The organism is Pseudomonas sp. ES3-33 (assembly GCF_000952175.1).
GTDB classification, from domain to species: domain Bacteria; phylum Pseudomonadota; class Gammaproteobacteria; order Pseudomonadales; family Pseudomonadaceae; genus Aquipseudomonas; species Aquipseudomonas gregormendelii.
The window spans coordinates 25,663-39,292 of record NZ_JZRI01000086.1 but is presented as its reverse complement, the minus strand read 5'-3'; the positions used below and the strand labels follow the sequence as shown (position 1 = coordinate 39,292).

Sequence of the window (13,630 nt, the reverse complement as noted above, 5' to 3'; positions counted from 1 at the left end):
GCGCGGCGCCGGAATAGTCCGGCAAGGGCTTGAGGCCCTTGCCCGACCGAATGGATCGACTATTCCTGATTTTCGCCACGCTCACGGGCAATGGCGCGGTAGCCGATGTCCTTGCGATAGAAGCAGCCTTCCCAATCGATTTTGGCTGCCAGCTGGTAAGCCTGCTGTTGAGCCGCATCGACACTGGCGCCCATGGCGGTCGCACAGAGCACTCGACCACCGGCGGTGACCACTTGTCCATCCTTGAGCGCGGTGCCGGCGTGGAAGACCTTGCCTTCCAGTGCTGCGGCAGCGTCCAGGCCATTGATGGCCACGCCTTTGGCGTAATCACCAGGATAGCCGCCCGCTGCCAGCACGATGCCGACGCTCGGACGTGGATCCCACTGTGCTTCGACCTTGTCCAGCGCTTGCGCCAGGGCGGCTTCGACCAGCAACACCAGGCTCGACTGCAGGCGCAGCATGACCGGCTGGGTCTCAGGGTCGCCGAAACGGCAGTTGAATTCGATGACTTTAGGGTTGCCGGCTTTGTCTATCATCAGGCCGGCGTACAGGAAGCCCGTGTAAACGTTGCCTTCATCGGCCATGCCGCGAACGGTCGGCCAGATCACCAGATCCATTACGCGTTGGTGCACTTCGCTGGTGACCACCGGGGCAGGGGAGTAGGCACCCATGCCGCCTGTGTTCGGGCCGGTATCGCCATCGCCGACGCGTTTGTGGTCCTGGCTGGTGGCCATTGGCAGTACGTTCTTGCCGTCAACCATGACGATGAAGCTGGCTTCTTCACCGTCCAGGAACTCTTCGATGACTACGCGGGAGCCAGCGTCGCCGAAGGCATTGCCAGCGAGCATGTCGCGTACGGCGTCCTCGGCTTCGGCCAGGGTCATGGCGACGATCACGCCTTTACCGGCCGCCAGGCCGTCGGCCTTGATGACGATCGGCGCACCTTTTTCACGCAGGTAAGCCAGGGCAGGCTCGATCTCGGTGAAGTTCTGATAGTCGGCTGTCGGGATCTTGTGGCGAGCCAGGAAGTCCTTGGTGAACGCCTTGGAGCCTTCCAGCTGGGCTGCGCCAGCGGTCGGGCCGAAGCAGTCGAGGCCGCGTGTGCGGAACAGATCGACCACACCGGCCACCAGTGGCACTTCCGGGCCTACGATAGTCAGTGAGACATTTTTCTCGGCGAAGTCGGCAAGCTGTTCAAGGGCCAGCACATCGATCGCAACGTTTTCGCACTTGGCTTCAATCGCGGTGCCGGCGTTGCCAGGCGCAACAAAAACCTTCTGCACGCGCGGATCCTGAGCCACTTTCCAGGCCAGGGCGTGTTCACGGCCACCGCTGCCAATGATCAAAACATTCATTTCAAAAACCTCGGATGAAGCTAATTCTGTTTTAGAACCTGAAGCGCTTCGCGCTGCAGGAGGTCGCAATGAAGCCGGTAGATGCAAGGCGGAGGCTACCTTGATGAGCGGAGTTGCCTTTTGGCAATGAGCATCATCAAGGTAGCCTCCAACGCAGCAGATGCCGGTTTCAGTGCGGCCGTTGTCTGGTTAGTGACGGAAGTGGCGCATGCCGGTGAACACCATGGCGATGCCGGCTTCATCAGCGGCGGCAATCACTTCTGCGTCGCGCATCGAGCCGCCTGGCTGGATCACCGCAGTGACACCGGCCTTGGCCGCATTGTCCAGGCCATCGCGGAACGGGAAGAACGCGTCCGATGCCATCACCGAACCCTGCACTTGCAAACCCGCGTGTTCAGCCTTGATCGCGGCGATTCGCGCGGAGTTCACGCGGCTCATCTGGCCAGCGCCGACGCCGATGGTCTGGCGGTTCTTGGCGTACACAATGGCGTTGGATTTGACGTACTTGGCGACTTTCCAGGCGAAGATCAGGTCGTTGATTTCCTGTTCGGTCGGTGCGCGCTTGGTCACCACTTTCAGGTCTTCGCTGCCGATCATGCCGATGTCACGGCTCTGCACCAGCAGGCCGCCATTGACGCGCTTGTAATCCCACGCAGCAGCGCGATCGGCCGACCACTCGCCACAGGCCAGCAGGCGCACGTTGGCTTTGGCGGCGACGATGGCGCGAGCTTCTTCGCTGACGGACGGGGCAATGATCACTTCGACGAACTGACGCTCGACGATGGCCTTGGCCGTTTCAGCATCCAGTTCGCGGTTGAAGGCAATGATGCCGCCGAACGCAGACTCGGTATCAGTGGCATAGGCCAGCTCGTAGGCCTGGCGGATACCGCCTTCGGCGTCGGGGCTTACGGCCACGCCGCACGGGTTGGCGTGCTTGACGATCACACAGGCTGGTTTGACGAAACTCTTCACGCATTCCAGCGCGGCGTCGGTGTCCGCCACGTTGTTGTACGACAGCTCTTTACCTTGCAGTTGGGTCGCGGTGGCGATGCCGACTTCGGCAGGCTTGGCTTCCACGTAGAACGCCGCGCTCTGGTGTGGGTTCTCGCCGTAGCGCATTTCCTGGGCCTTGACGAACTGGCTGTTGAAAGTGCGCGGGAATTCGCTGCGACCTTCAGTGCTCAGCGTATCGGCAGCCTGGTTTACGGTGCCCATGTAGTTGGCGATCATGCCGTCATAGGCGGCCGTGTGTTCGAAGGCCTTGAGCATCAGGTCGAAACGCTGGGCGTAGGTCAGGCCGCCGGCCTTGAGACCTTCGAGCACGCTGGCGTAGTCGCTGGCATTCACCACGATCGCTACATCTTTGTGGTTTTTTGCCGCGGAACGGACCATGGTCGGGCCGCCGATGTCGATGTTTTCGATGGCGGTCGGCAGGTCGCAGCCTGGCTTGTTGATGGTGGCTTCGAACGGGTACAGGTTGACGGCTACCAGATCGATCGGCTTGATGCCGTGCTCGTTCATGATGGCGTCATCGATGCCGCGACGACCGAGGATCCCGCCGTGGATTTTCGGGTGCAGGGTTTTCACCCGACCGTCCATCATTTCTGCGAAACCGGTGTAATCCGCGACTTCCACTGCGGCAACACCGTTGTCGCGCAGCAGCTTGAACGTTCCGCCGGTGGAGAGGATCTCGACGCCCAAGGCTTCAAGCTCCTTGGCGAATTCGAGGATCCCGGTCTTGTCGGAAACGCTGATCAAGGCGCGGCGGATCGGCAGGCGGGTAGTCTGGTCGGTCATCTCAATTTCCATCAAAAGCAAAGGAGTCAGCAAAAAAGGCGACCGTTTTTACGCGGGCGCCTTTCTGGTTTGATTGAATGCTTACAGCAAATCGTACTGCTTGAGTTTCTTGCGCAGCGTGCCCCGGTTCAGTCCGAGCAGTTCGCTGGCCTTGGTCTGGTTGCCCTTGACGTAGTTCATCACGCACTCGAGCAGGGGAGCCTCGACTTCGGAGAGCACCAGGTTGTACACATCCGTGACGGCAGCGCCCTCAAGGTGGGCGAAATAATTGTGCAGCGCCTTCTCGACACTCCCGCGAAGGGTCTGGCCTTCTTCGCTAGGCGTATTGAGGTGCTGTTTCAAATTCACGTTGTCGCTCACGGGTGTTGTTCCACTCACTAAAGTCTCGGTCATCATCGTCATGCGGCCACCCCTTCTCCGTCCCCTGTCAGGCTCTTGTAACGTTCGGCGAAGAAGCCCTGAACGTTGGCGCATTGTGCTTCCGTATCTTCCAAACGATTGAAGTGGGCGCGAAACTCCCTGGCGCCCGGCAAGGTTGCGAGATACCAGCCCACATGCTTGCGAGCAATGCGCACACCCATGACGTCTCCATAGAAAACGTGCAGCGCGGCCAAATGCTCTAGCAGTATGCGTTCCACCTCGATCAGTTCCAGCGCCGGAAGTTTTTCACCGGTGCGCAGGTAATGATCGATCTCGCGAAAAATCCATGGCCGCCCCTGGGCAGCCCGCCCTACCAGCAGGCCATCGGCACCGGTGGCGTCGAGCACATACCGGGCCTTTTCCGGCGAATCGATATCGCCGTTGGCAAACACCGGGATCGACACCGCCTGCTTGATCGCGGCAATGGTGTCGTACTCGGCTTCACCGGTGTACAGGTCGGCACGGGTGCGGCCATGCACCGCCAGCGCCGTGATTCCTGCCTGCTCGGCGATCTTCGCCACCGTCAGGCCGTTCTTGTTGTCCCGGTCCCAGCCGGTTCGGATCTTCAGGGTGACCGGCACATCGACTGCGGCCACGACGGCCCGCAGGATCTCGGTCACCAATGCTTCATCCTTCAACAGTGCGGAGCCGGCGGCCTTGTTGCAGACCTTCTTGGCCGGGCAGCCCATGTTGATGTCAATAATCTGTGCGCCCAGTTCGACGTTGGCCCGTGCCGCATCTGCCAGCATCTGCGCATCGCCACCGGCGATCTGTACCGAGCGGGGCTCGGGATCACCTTCGTGGATCATGCGCATGCGGGACTTGCGGGTGTTCCACAAGCTCATGTCGCTGGTGACCATTTCTGAAACTACCAGCCCGGCGCCCAGTCGCTTGCACAGCTGACGAAAGGGTTGGTCTGTGACGCCCGCCATGGGGGCGAGAATCAAGCCGTTGTGCAATGTATATGGACCGATGCGTACCGCCGACATAGGACTTCCCTGTTGTGGGGCCGGATCATGAGAGTTCGAAAAAGGGTTGGCATGATACCCGCTCTCGATGACTGGATAAAGGCTGAATTGAACAAAATCTGAACAGTTATTCTGTTATCGCCAGCGGTTTGGTCCAGGCACGCTCAGGCAGAAATCCGTCGTCAATCGCGGATCAGTGAAGCGTTTCACTCGGGCGAATGAAAACTCAGGCTGTAGTTCACCGCTTTGGAGCCTGGATCGAGAATATCCAGCGCGATGTGGATGGGCGTCTGCGGCGGCATTTCCGCCATGCCTTCGAGATCGCCATTGAGGTATTCGCCGGGTTTGAACTGACGCCTGGCGATCAGGTGACCGTTGAGGTCGGCAAAACGCAGCTCCAGCAGGGGGAATGGCTGGGAGAACGGCGCGCGATTGTAGATGATCGCATCGACCACCAGGGCACCGCTGAATTCCGGGTGGCTGCGCACGACCAGGTTGCTGCTCTTGATTTTCGCGATGTCGACCTTGGACGGCACGGTGCAACCGATTTGCGGGCACAGCTGCTGGAACCAGGGACGGTACTGGTCCTGACGCGCGAGTTCTTCGAAATGATACGCAACGTACTGGCCGCCCAGCGCAAGCGCGGCGAGCGCCACCAATAGCATCCAGATGAAACGGCGGCCCCAGGGCGAACGACGTTTTTGCCAGTCCAGTTGCAGCGGGTCGTCGGTCAGGTCCTGCAGCACCTCGGCGCGCACTGCCGGTTCGCTGCGCTTTTTACGCAACGGCTCGATCGAAGGCAGGTCGTCATCCAGGTCATCCACCGCGGACAGGGACAGGCGTTCCGGCGCGGGTGGCGGCTCCAGCACCAGTTCCTGGCGCACCAGGGGAGGGCGCGGCTCATCGTCGAGCTCGACCAGCTCCAGGGTCAGCGAGGGTTCGGTACGGGCTGGCTTGAGTGGAGTAAACGGCACCACCGCGGCCGCTTCCTCGACCTGGCTGGCCTGTGCCCGCTCGGCCGCCGATTCGCTGTACAGGCTATCGGCCCAGGGGGCATGCTCATGATCGGCGCTGTCGCGTCGCGCACTCAGTGAATCTTCGCGGTGCCGGCCGAATTCGGTGGTCGGCTGGATCTCCCGCTGCTCCAGGCGCGCGAGTTCTTCGTCGAGGTCCATGCTGTCCAGGTCCAGCTCGGCGGCCGTCCACTGCTTCAGGCTGATGGCCCGTTGCTCTGGCGGCTCGACGATGACTGGGGATGTGGAGGCAACAGGCTCCTTGCCGGCGTGTTGCTCCAGCAGCTGCTTGGCGGCATTAAAAACCTGCAGGCATGACCCGCAACGAACCACTCCGCGGGCCACGCTCAACTGGGCATGGCTGACGCGGAAGCTCTTTTGGCAATGCGGACACTGGGTGACGAAGCTGTCGGTCATGCGGCGATCCGATGAATGCAGGCGCCCATTCTAGCGCCGACGGCCAGTGATGCGCACCCAGCCATCGCGATTGGCGATCGGGTCCAGGTCGAAGTCCTGGGCGTAGGCCCTGGCGACGTCTTCGCCCTGCTCGGCGAGGATGCCCGACAGCGCCAGGCGGCCACCCGGCTTGACCAGGCTGGACAGTTGCGGCGCCAGGGAAACCAGCGGCCCGGCGAGGATATTGGCGACCAATACGTCGGCCTTCACCTGCGGCAGATCTTCTGGCAAATACAACGGGAACAACGCTTCGGCAATGTTGTTGCGCCCCGCATTGTCCCGGGAAGCTTCCAGCGCCTGCACGTCGATGTCAGTGCCTACGGCTTCCCTGGCGCCCAGCAACAGGGCGGCGATCGCCAGGATGCCCGAGCCGCAACCGAAGCCGAGCACGTTGCAATCCTTCAGGTCCTGACCATCGAGCCACTCCAGGCACAGTGCGGTGGTCGGGTGTGTGCCGGTGCCAAACGCCAGGCCCGGATCCAGCAACAGGTTCACCGCGTCAGGCTCGGGTGCGGCGTGCCAGCTCGGGACAATCCACAGGCGCTGGCCAAAACGCATCGGCTGGAAACCGTCCATCCAGCTGCGCTCCCAGTCCTGGTCTTCGATGACTTCGCTGTGATGCTCGGGCAATGGGCTGCCGGTCAGCAATTCAAGATGCGCCAGCACGCTCGCCGCTTCAGTGCCGCCTTCGAACAGGGCCAGCAGGTGCGTGTGCGACCACAGTGGCGTGGTGTTGAGTTCCGGTTCGAAAATCGGCTGATCTTCAGCGTCCATGAAGGTCACCGACACGGCGCCCACTTCAAGGAAAGCGTCTTCGTAGGTTTCGGCTTGTTCTGGGCTGATGGCGAGACGGACTTGCAGCCAAGGCATGGCGGGCACCTTTGAAAAATATTGATTGCAGCCTAGCGGGCTGCGAGAAGCGCGCAAGTTTACGCGAGCGTGGCTAAGAAGACGACCATGGTTGAAGATCAAAAGATCGCAGCCTTCGGCAGCTCCTACAGGGGAGCGCATTCCAAATGTAGGAGCTGCCGAAGGCTGCGATCTTTTGACTGTGCTTCAAAAACAACAAAGCCGCCCGAAGGCGGCTTTGTTGATTACCAGCTAAAGCTTAGTGCTTGTCGCCAGCCAGCTTGTGTTCCAGGTAGTGGATGTTGATTCCACCTTTGCAGAAGCCTTCGTCGCGGACCAGGTCGCGGTGCAGCGGGATGTTGGTCTTGATCCCGTCGACCACGATTTCGTCCAGCGCATTGCGCATGCGCGCCAGGGCTTCGTCACGGGTTGCGCCGTAGGTGATCAGCTTGCCGATCAACGAATCGTAGTTCGGCGGAACGGCATAACCACTGTACAGGTGCGAATCGACGCGAACGCCGTTGCCGCCTGGAGCGTGGAAGTGCTTGACCGTGCCTGGGCTTGGCATGAAGGTTTTCGGGTCTTCGGCGTTGATCCGGCATTCAAGTGCGTGACCGCGGATGACGACGTCTTCCTGGGTGTACGACAGCTTGTTGCCAGCGGCGATGCTGAGCATCTCCTTGACGATGTCGATGCCAGTGACCATTTCGGTAACCGGGTGCTCGACCTGAACGCGGGTGTTCATTTCGATGAAATAGAACGCGCCGTTCTCGTACAGGAACTCGAAGGTGCCCGCGCCACGGTAGTTGATGTCGATGCAGGCTTTAACGCAGCGTGCGAGGACTTCCTGGCGAGCTTTCTCGTCGATGCCCGGTGCCGGTGCTTCTTCGAGGACCTTCTGGTGACGACGTTGCAGCGAGCAGTCGCGGTCGCCCAGATGGATGGCGTGGCCCTGGCCATCGGAAAGCACCTGAACTTCCACGTGACGTGGGTTGGTCAGGAATTTTTCCAGATAGACCATCGGGTTGCCGAACGCCGCGCCAGCTTCGGAACGGGTCAGTTTCGCCGAGGAGATCAGGTCTTCCTCTTTATGCACAACGCGCATGCCGCGACCACCGCCGCCGCCAGCGGCCTTGATGATCACCGGGTAACCGACTTCGCGACCGATGCGCAGGGCGGTTTCTTCGTCTTCCGGCAGCGGGCCGTCAGAACCCGGAACGGTTGGAACGCCAGCAGCGATCATCGCGTGCTTGGCCGATACCTTGTCGCCCATCAGGCGAATGGTGTCGGCTTTCGGACCGATGAAGGCGAAGCCGGAGTTCTCGACCTGTTCAGCAAAATCAGCGTTTTCCGCGAGGAAACCGTAGCCTGGGTGAATGGCGGTAGCGCCGGTCACTTCAGCTGCGGCGATGATTGCCGGAATGTGCAGGTAAGAATGGGCGGCCGACGCCGGACCGATGCAGACGGATTCGTCTGCCAGGCCCAGGTGCATCAGCTCCTTGTCGGCCTTGGAGTAAACGGCGACAGTCTTGATGCCCATTTCCTTACAGGCACGCAGGATCCGCAGGGCAATCTCACCGCGGTTGGCGATCAGAACTTTTTCCAACTTCGCAGTCATCAAAGTTTCTCCGCGGTTCAAACGATGGTGAACAGCGGTTGGTCGTACTCAACCGGCTGGCCGTCTTCGACGAGGATGGATTCGATCACACCGCTGGTTTCAGCTTCGATGTGGTTCATCATCTTCATCGCTTCAACGATGCACAGGGTGTCGCCTTTCTTCACGGTCTGGCCGACTTCAACGAAGGACGGCGAGCTTGGCGAAGATTTGCGATAGAAAGTACCCACCATCGGCGAGCGGGCAACGGTGCCGTTCAGCACAGGCGCGGCTGCAGCGGCAGGAGCGGCGGCAACCGGGGCGGCAGCGGCAGGCGCTGGAGCCGGAGCGTGCATTGGAGCCGGTGCGTAGTACTGTTGAGCTGGCGTCTTGCTGTGGCGGCTGATACGTACGGACTCTTCGCCTTCCTTGATCTCGAGCTCGTCGATGCCGGACTCTTCCAGCAATTCGATCAGTTTCTTAACTTTACGGATATCCATGAATCATCAACTCCCAAGGGTCGGTCAGGGGCGCTTAACGCTTGTAGTTCAAGTCGTTGCCTGTGTTTCAAGCTGCTCTAGTGCGGCCTCCAGGGCCAGTCGATAACCGCTGGCGCCAAGGCCGCAGATCACTCCCACCGCTACGTCGGAGAAGTAAGAGTGATGGCGGAATGGTTCGCGTTTGTGCACGTTAGACAAATGCACTTCGATGAATGGGATGCTCACCGCCAGCAGCGCGTCACGTAAAGCGACACTTGTGTGCGTAAAAGCTGCTGGATTGATCAGGATGAAATCCACACCTTCGCTGCGGGCAGCGTGGATGCGGTCGATCAATTCATACTCGGCATTGCTCTGCAGGTGCAGCAAATGGTGGCCGGCTTCACGGGCACGGCGTTCCAGGTCCTGGTTGATCTGGGCCAGCGTCGTGGCGCCATAGGTGCCCGGTTCGCGGGTGCCGAGCAAGTTCAGGTTGGGTCCGTGCAGAACCAGAAAGGTTGCCATCTGCTGTTCCTTGTTATCCGAGTGCATTTGTCAGAACCCGGCGACTATGCCGCAAAGACTTTGTGACTGTCCAGTTCTATGCAATAGCCAGCACGATGGCCGATGTTTGCGCGAAATATATGACCGCCCGATTGAATCCGGTCATTTGGGCCCGGCCGGCATGATGGGGTTGGCAGGTGTGCTGCCGTCGCGAGCAAGCCCGCTCCCACTGGGGCCTGTGCCGCGCATGTATCCAGTGTGGGAGCGGGCTTGCTCGCGAAGGCGCTCGATCAGACGCGAAACGCCTGTACCGCCGTGTGCAACCGTCCGCCCAGCACCAGCAAGTGTTCCCCTTGCTCACGGCCTTCACCAATTCGCAGCAAGTTATCCCCACCCAGCTGGTGAATCCGCTCGCTGTGATCGCGAATCTCACTGACCGCACCACTTTGCTGCGCAGTCACATCGGCAATGCGCACTGCAGTGTCGGAAATGGTCTGGATCGCATCGACGATTTTATCCAGTGCGCCGTCCGCCGCCTGGGCCTGGTTGGCGGTGGACTGCGCGTGACCGACCTGGGCGCGCATGCCTTCGACCGATTGGCGTGCCGCCGTTTGCAGCCCGGCAATCAAGGTCTGGATCTGCGCCGTGGCACCGGCAGTGCGTTGTGCCAGCGAGCGAACTTCCTCTGCAACCACGGCAAACCCGCGACCCATTTCCCCGGCACGAGCCGCCTCGATGGCGGCGTTCAGGGCCAGCAGGTTGGTCTGGTCGGCGATCGAGCGGATGACCGTCAGTACCCCGCCGATCGTGGCCGACTCTTCGGCCAGATGTTCAATCATCTGCGCATTGCCTTGCACTTCGCCGACCAGGGCATGCAGGCCGGCAAGGCTCAGGCCGATGACTTTCTGCCCTTGCTCTACCGCCAGCCCCGCATGGCGACTGGCGTCGGCGGCTTGGCTGGCATCGCCGGCCACTTGCTGGATCGTAGCTTCCAGCTCTGCGAGAGAATCGCGGATCATCGCGGTGTCGCCAGCCTGATCCTCAGCGCCGCCGTGCAGGTCGTTGCTCAACTCGGCCAGGGTGCGACTGCTGCCGGCCACTTGCTCGGCGTTCAGGCGAATGGTTCCCACCAGGTCGACCAGGTAGGCTCGCAGGCGGTTGAGCGAAGCCTGAATGTCGTGCAATTCGCGGTTGGTCCTGCCCAGTTCGATGTCCCGGCTGAAATCGCCCTCGGCCCAGGTCGACAGGGCGGGTGCGAGGTTGGTCAGGGTGCGAGCCAGTCGCCGTTGCAGAGTGTCGATCAGCAGTGCGATCAGCAGGATCAGGCCGATCATCAACCCCTGCAGCAGTCGCACCTCACTCTGGATTTGCCCGTGTTGCGCGCGCACTGCCGGCTCCAGATCTGCAATGGACTGCTGCACGGCGGTCATTTTCTGGTGAGTCGCAGCGCTGAGCTCGCTGCGTTTTTCGATCTGTTCGCGGGTGCGGGCAAGTTCTGCGGGGTAGCGGGCCAACAGGCTGTTGAGTTCCCGTTTGAGGGCAATGCCGGCGTCTTCGGCGACGGTCTTCTCAGTGCTTTCCAGACCCATCATGGCGGCAAAATCATCGGTATTGGACTCGCTGCTGCTCGTCACGCCCAGCAAGGGCAGGGCCTCCAGAATACTGGCCTGGGTGCGGATATTGCTGACTTCGCGCTCCACCTCCGCAGCCAGTTCGCTGCGACCGCTGCTGACCAGTTTGTCCCGGGCCAGCGACAGCTTGCCCACGTTCTGCGAGGCGTTGAGCAAGGGCTTGAGGTAGTCCGCGTTGGCACTGGCATATTGGCTGAGCTGGTCAAGGTTTGCGCCCAGCTCCCGTTCTGCCTGCAGCAGCAACGCCTGGGGGTCGCCTGCAAGCTTGCCGGCGGCGAGCAGTTCGGTTTTGCTGAACCCTTCAAGCTCCGCAAGGCTGGGGCGCACGGCGTCGGCCAGGGAGGGCGGCAGTTCATCGAGCTCGTGTTTAAGCTCATCGATCGCCTGGCCCGCACTGCTCAGGCGCAGGGCATCACCGCTGACGAGGTAATCCTGCACGTTGCCCACCACCTGCCGTTGAAACTGCTGGGACAGGCTCAGGTAACGCTCCATCAGCAGATAGGGTCGTTCAAGGGCTTTTTGCGACCACCATAGGGTCGCGCCAAGCGCAGCGCACACGGCAATTAAGAGGACGGTGTTGAGATTGGTCAGCAGCTTGAGGCGCATCGCGGGACTACCAACGGCAGAATGGTAAGCGCCCGAAGTTATTGCGTTTCTATTACAGGGTTATGACTGGTTCGGTGGATTCAGATGAAATAGTGGCCTTTTGCTTTGATTCCCGCGAGGACTGCACGCGGTTGCGCCCGGCATGCTTGGCGCGGTACAGCGCCTCGTCAGCCTGGCTCGCCATCATCAAGCTGTCGGAGTTTTCACCGAGGTCCACCACCCCGGCGCTGAACGTGCACCAAAGGTCCTGGGGCTGCGCCGGATAGTGAATTTCGGCGAAGCGCTGGCGGATTTCATCGAGCACTTTGTGGGCCGACTCCAGATCGGTATCGGGCATCACAATGGCGAACTCTTCGCCACCGTAGCGGCCGATGAAGTCAGTCTTGCGCAGGCGCTGCTTGAGGAACAGCGCCAGGCTCTTGATCACCCGGTCGCCCATCGGATGGCCATGACTGTCATTGACCCGCTTGAAGTGGTCGATATCGAGCATGGCAAAGCTCAGTGGCTTGTTCTCGCGGCGCGCGCGAAAGCTGCAGTCTTCCAGCAACTGCAGGATATGGGTGTGGTTGTACAGGCCGGTGAGGCTGTCGCGCACCATCCGCGCCTTCAGGTTGCGCGCCCGTGCCGCGCGGTTGCGCACGGTGGTGATCAGGTGCCGCGGTTTGATCGGTTTGGTCAGGAAATCGTCGCCCCCTTCACTCATGGCGTCGAGTTGCTTGTCCAGGTCATCCTCGGCCGAAAGGTAGATGATCGGCACGCTGACGTATCGGTCGTTGTGGCGGATGACCTTGGCCAGCTCGGTGCCGGTGCAGGCCGGCATGTACATGTCGAGGATGATCAGGTCGGGCTGGAAGTCCGCGAGTTCGGCCATGGCCTGTATAGGCTCGATCAAGGTGCGGGTGACAATGCCGGCGCTATTGAGCAGGCGCTCGGTGTGCATGGCCTGGGCCCGGGAATCGTCAATGATCAGCACTTTGAACGGTTCGTACTGCGCGACGCAGGTCAGCACTTCGATCTTTTCCAGCAGGCTTGACGCTTCGAGGGTGCCGGTGAGGAACTCCTGGCCGCCGGCACGCACGGCGGCGAGGCGGGTCGGGGTGTCGGTTTCATTAAGACTGAAGAACAGCAGCGGCAGTTGTTGTTCCAGGCCTTCCTGGGCTTCGGCGGCGAGTTTGAGGCCGATGCCGGGCCCGCTGAAATCCACATCCATGACAATCGCCGCCGGCAGGCGCTCGACCATCGAGGAGCGAAACGCCGCCACGCTGTCCAGGGACTGGGCGCTAAGACCGAAAAATTCCAGCTGTTTGGCCAGGCGCTCCGCGCGGTCGTGATCCTGCAGCATCACGTAGATCGGTTTGCGCAAGGGCGGCAGGAACGTCTGATCGAGCTGATCGCCCTGGCGCAGGCCGGTGCGCGACAGCCGCTGCATCAGGCGGTTAAGGTCAGTGATCAGGCCGCTGCTGAGGCGACCGCGATTGGTCTCGACTGCGTCAAGTGCCTGGCCGATGTGGCGGGCCAGTTGCATGTGTTCCGGCTGCTCGAAGCGCTCGGCGAACCGCAACAGGCGCAGGTTGGCTTCGCTCAGTTCCGCCAGGTCGGTGGCAGACCACTCGCTGCGCTGCAGGCGCTGCCATGTCTCAAGAATCTGACGTGCCTGATGAATTACCCGCTGGGCAAAGTGGTGCTTGAGGCGCTCACGGCTGGGGTCTTCTGGCTCGGTCATATCCTGACTACTAGTTAGGGTGCATGCTGAGATCGACTGGTGGCTCTATGCTAGCATCTCTTCCGAGGGTGGATCAGTGTCGCATGTCAATAATCTGCATAGCGAGCTCATTCAGTTTATGACTGGCGAGTCGCGGTGCTGCGTACGGGATGCGTACGCCGCACCAACACAAGGCGTGGTGTTCATTTATAGTGGCGGTATCGACCGTGCGATTGATGCTTGCGGCATGCGCGTATTA

General features: G+C 61.0%; 11 protein-coding genes. All 11 read right to left on the bottom strand.

Translation table 11 applies throughout. The annotated features are described in order from the left end of the window. Positions 1 to 59: 59 nt before the first annotated feature. The 11 genes from purD to UB23_RS16280 all read right to left on the bottom strand — a co-directional run bounded on the left by purD (position 60) and on the right by UB23_RS16280 (position 13,392). Positions 60 to 1,355, bottom strand: coding sequence for a phosphoribosylamine--glycine ligase (gene purD, locus UB23_RS16330; RefSeq protein WP_045060337.1), 1,296 nt, complete (start codon positions 1,353 to 1,355; stop codon positions 60 to 62). A gap of 189 nt (positions 1,356 to 1,544) precedes the next feature. Continuing rightward, positions 1,545 to 3,152, bottom strand: a complete 1,608-nt coding sequence (gene purH / locus UB23_RS16325) for a bifunctional phosphoribosylaminoimidazolecarboxamide formyltransferase/IMP cyclohydrolase (protein ID WP_045060336.1) — start codon at positions 3,150 to 3,152, stop codon at positions 1,545 to 1,547. 81 nt (positions 3,153 to 3,233) lie between these two features. Then, complete coding sequence (gene fis, locus UB23_RS16320) at positions 3,234 to 3,554, bottom strand: DNA-binding transcriptional regulator Fis (RefSeq protein WP_007907419.1); 321 nt, start codon at positions 3,552 to 3,554, stop codon at positions 3,234 to 3,236. Next, positions 3,551 to 4,561, bottom strand: a complete 1,011-nt coding sequence (dusB, locus tag UB23_RS16315) for a tRNA dihydrouridine synthase DusB (protein WP_045060335.1) — start codon at positions 4,559 to 4,561, stop codon at positions 3,551 to 3,553. Before dusB ends, fis begins: the two co-directional genes overlap by 4 nt. Positions 4,562 to 4,746: 185 nt before the next feature. Continuing rightward, the gene (locus tag UB23_RS16310; protein WP_045060334.1) at positions 4,747 to 5,970 is read right to left on the bottom strand and encodes a DUF3426 domain-containing protein; all 1,224 of its coding nucleotides are present in this window, start codon (positions 5,968 to 5,970) and stop codon (positions 4,747 to 4,749) included. 30 nt (positions 5,971 to 6,000) lie between these two features. Next, positions 6,001 to 6,879 carry a 50S ribosomal protein L11 methyltransferase gene (gene prmA, locus UB23_RS16305; protein ID WP_045060333.1) on the bottom strand — a complete coding sequence of 293 codons (879 nt, stop codon included), beginning with the start codon at positions 6,877 to 6,879 and terminating at the stop codon, positions 6,001 to 6,003. Positions 6,880 to 7,117: 238 nt separating this feature from the next. Beyond that, entirely contained in the window at positions 7,118 to 8,476 is a 1,359-nt protein-coding gene (accC, locus tag UB23_RS16300; protein ID WP_045060332.1) for an acetyl-CoA carboxylase biotin carboxylase subunit, read from the bottom strand. A gap of 17 nt (positions 8,477 to 8,493) precedes the next feature. Beyond that, entirely contained in the window at positions 8,494 to 8,952 is a 459-nt protein-coding gene (accB, locus tag UB23_RS16295; RefSeq protein WP_045060331.1) for an acetyl-CoA carboxylase biotin carboxyl carrier protein, read from the bottom strand. Positions 8,953 to 9,000: 48 nt separating this feature from the next. After that, complete coding sequence (gene aroQ, locus UB23_RS16290) at positions 9,001 to 9,453, bottom strand: type II 3-dehydroquinate dehydratase (protein ID WP_045060330.1); 453 nt, start codon at positions 9,451 to 9,453, stop codon at positions 9,001 to 9,003. A 269-nt stretch (positions 9,454 to 9,722) separates the two neighbouring features. Beyond that, positions 9,723 to 10,451: a methyl-accepting chemotaxis protein gene (locus UB23_RS30785; protein ID WP_414704639.1), complete on the bottom strand. Its 729-nt coding sequence runs from the start codon at positions 10,449 to 10,451 to the stop codon at positions 9,723 to 9,725. Positions 10,452 to 11,721: 1,270 nt separating this feature from the next. Then, positions 11,722 to 13,392, bottom strand: coding sequence for a response regulator (locus UB23_RS16280; RefSeq protein ID WP_045060328.1), 1,671 nt, complete (start codon positions 13,390 to 13,392; stop codon positions 11,722 to 11,724). Between the last annotated feature and the right edge of the window lie 238 nt (positions 13,393 to 13,630).

Bases quoted from the DNA above. Each gene is read 5' to 3' on its own strand.
- purD (WP_045060337.1), bottom strand. From the start codon at position 1,355: ATGAATGTTTTGATCATTGGCAGCGGTGGCCGTGAACACGCCCTGGCC.
- purH (WP_045060336.1), bottom strand. From the start codon at position 3,152: ATGACCGACCAGACTACCCGCCTGCCGATCCGCCGCGCCTTGATCAGC.
- fis (WP_007907419.1), bottom strand. From the start codon at position 3,554: ATGACGATGATGACCGAGACTTTAGTGAGTGGAACAACACCCGTGAGC.
- dusB (WP_045060335.1), bottom strand. From the start codon at position 4,561: ATGTCGGCGGTACGCATCGGTCCATATACATTGCACAACGGCTTGATT.
- UB23_RS16310 (WP_045060334.1), bottom strand. From the start codon at position 5,970: ATGACCGACAGCTTCGTCACCCAGTGTCCGCATTGCCAAAAGAGCTTC.
- prmA (WP_045060333.1), bottom strand. From the start codon at position 6,879: ATGCCTTGGCTGCAAGTCCGTCTCGCCATCAGCCCAGAACAAGCCGAA.
- accC (WP_045060332.1), bottom strand. From the start codon at position 8,476: ATGACTGCGAAGTTGGAAAAAGTTCTGATCGCCAACCGCGGTGAGATT.
- accB (WP_045060331.1), bottom strand. From the start codon at position 8,952: ATGGATATCCGTAAAGTTAAGAAACTGATCGAATTGCTGGAAGAGTCC.
- aroQ (WP_045060330.1), bottom strand. From the start codon at position 9,453: ATGGCAACCTTTCTGGTTCTGCACGGACCCAACCTGAACTTGCTCGGC.
- UB23_RS30785 (WP_414704639.1), bottom strand. From the start codon at position 10,451: ATGATCCGCGATTCTCTCGCAGAGCTGGAAGCTACGATCCAGCAAGTG.
- UB23_RS16280 (WP_045060328.1), bottom strand. From the start codon at position 13,392: ATGACCGAGCCAGAAGACCCCAGCCGTGAGCGCCTCAAGCACCACTTT.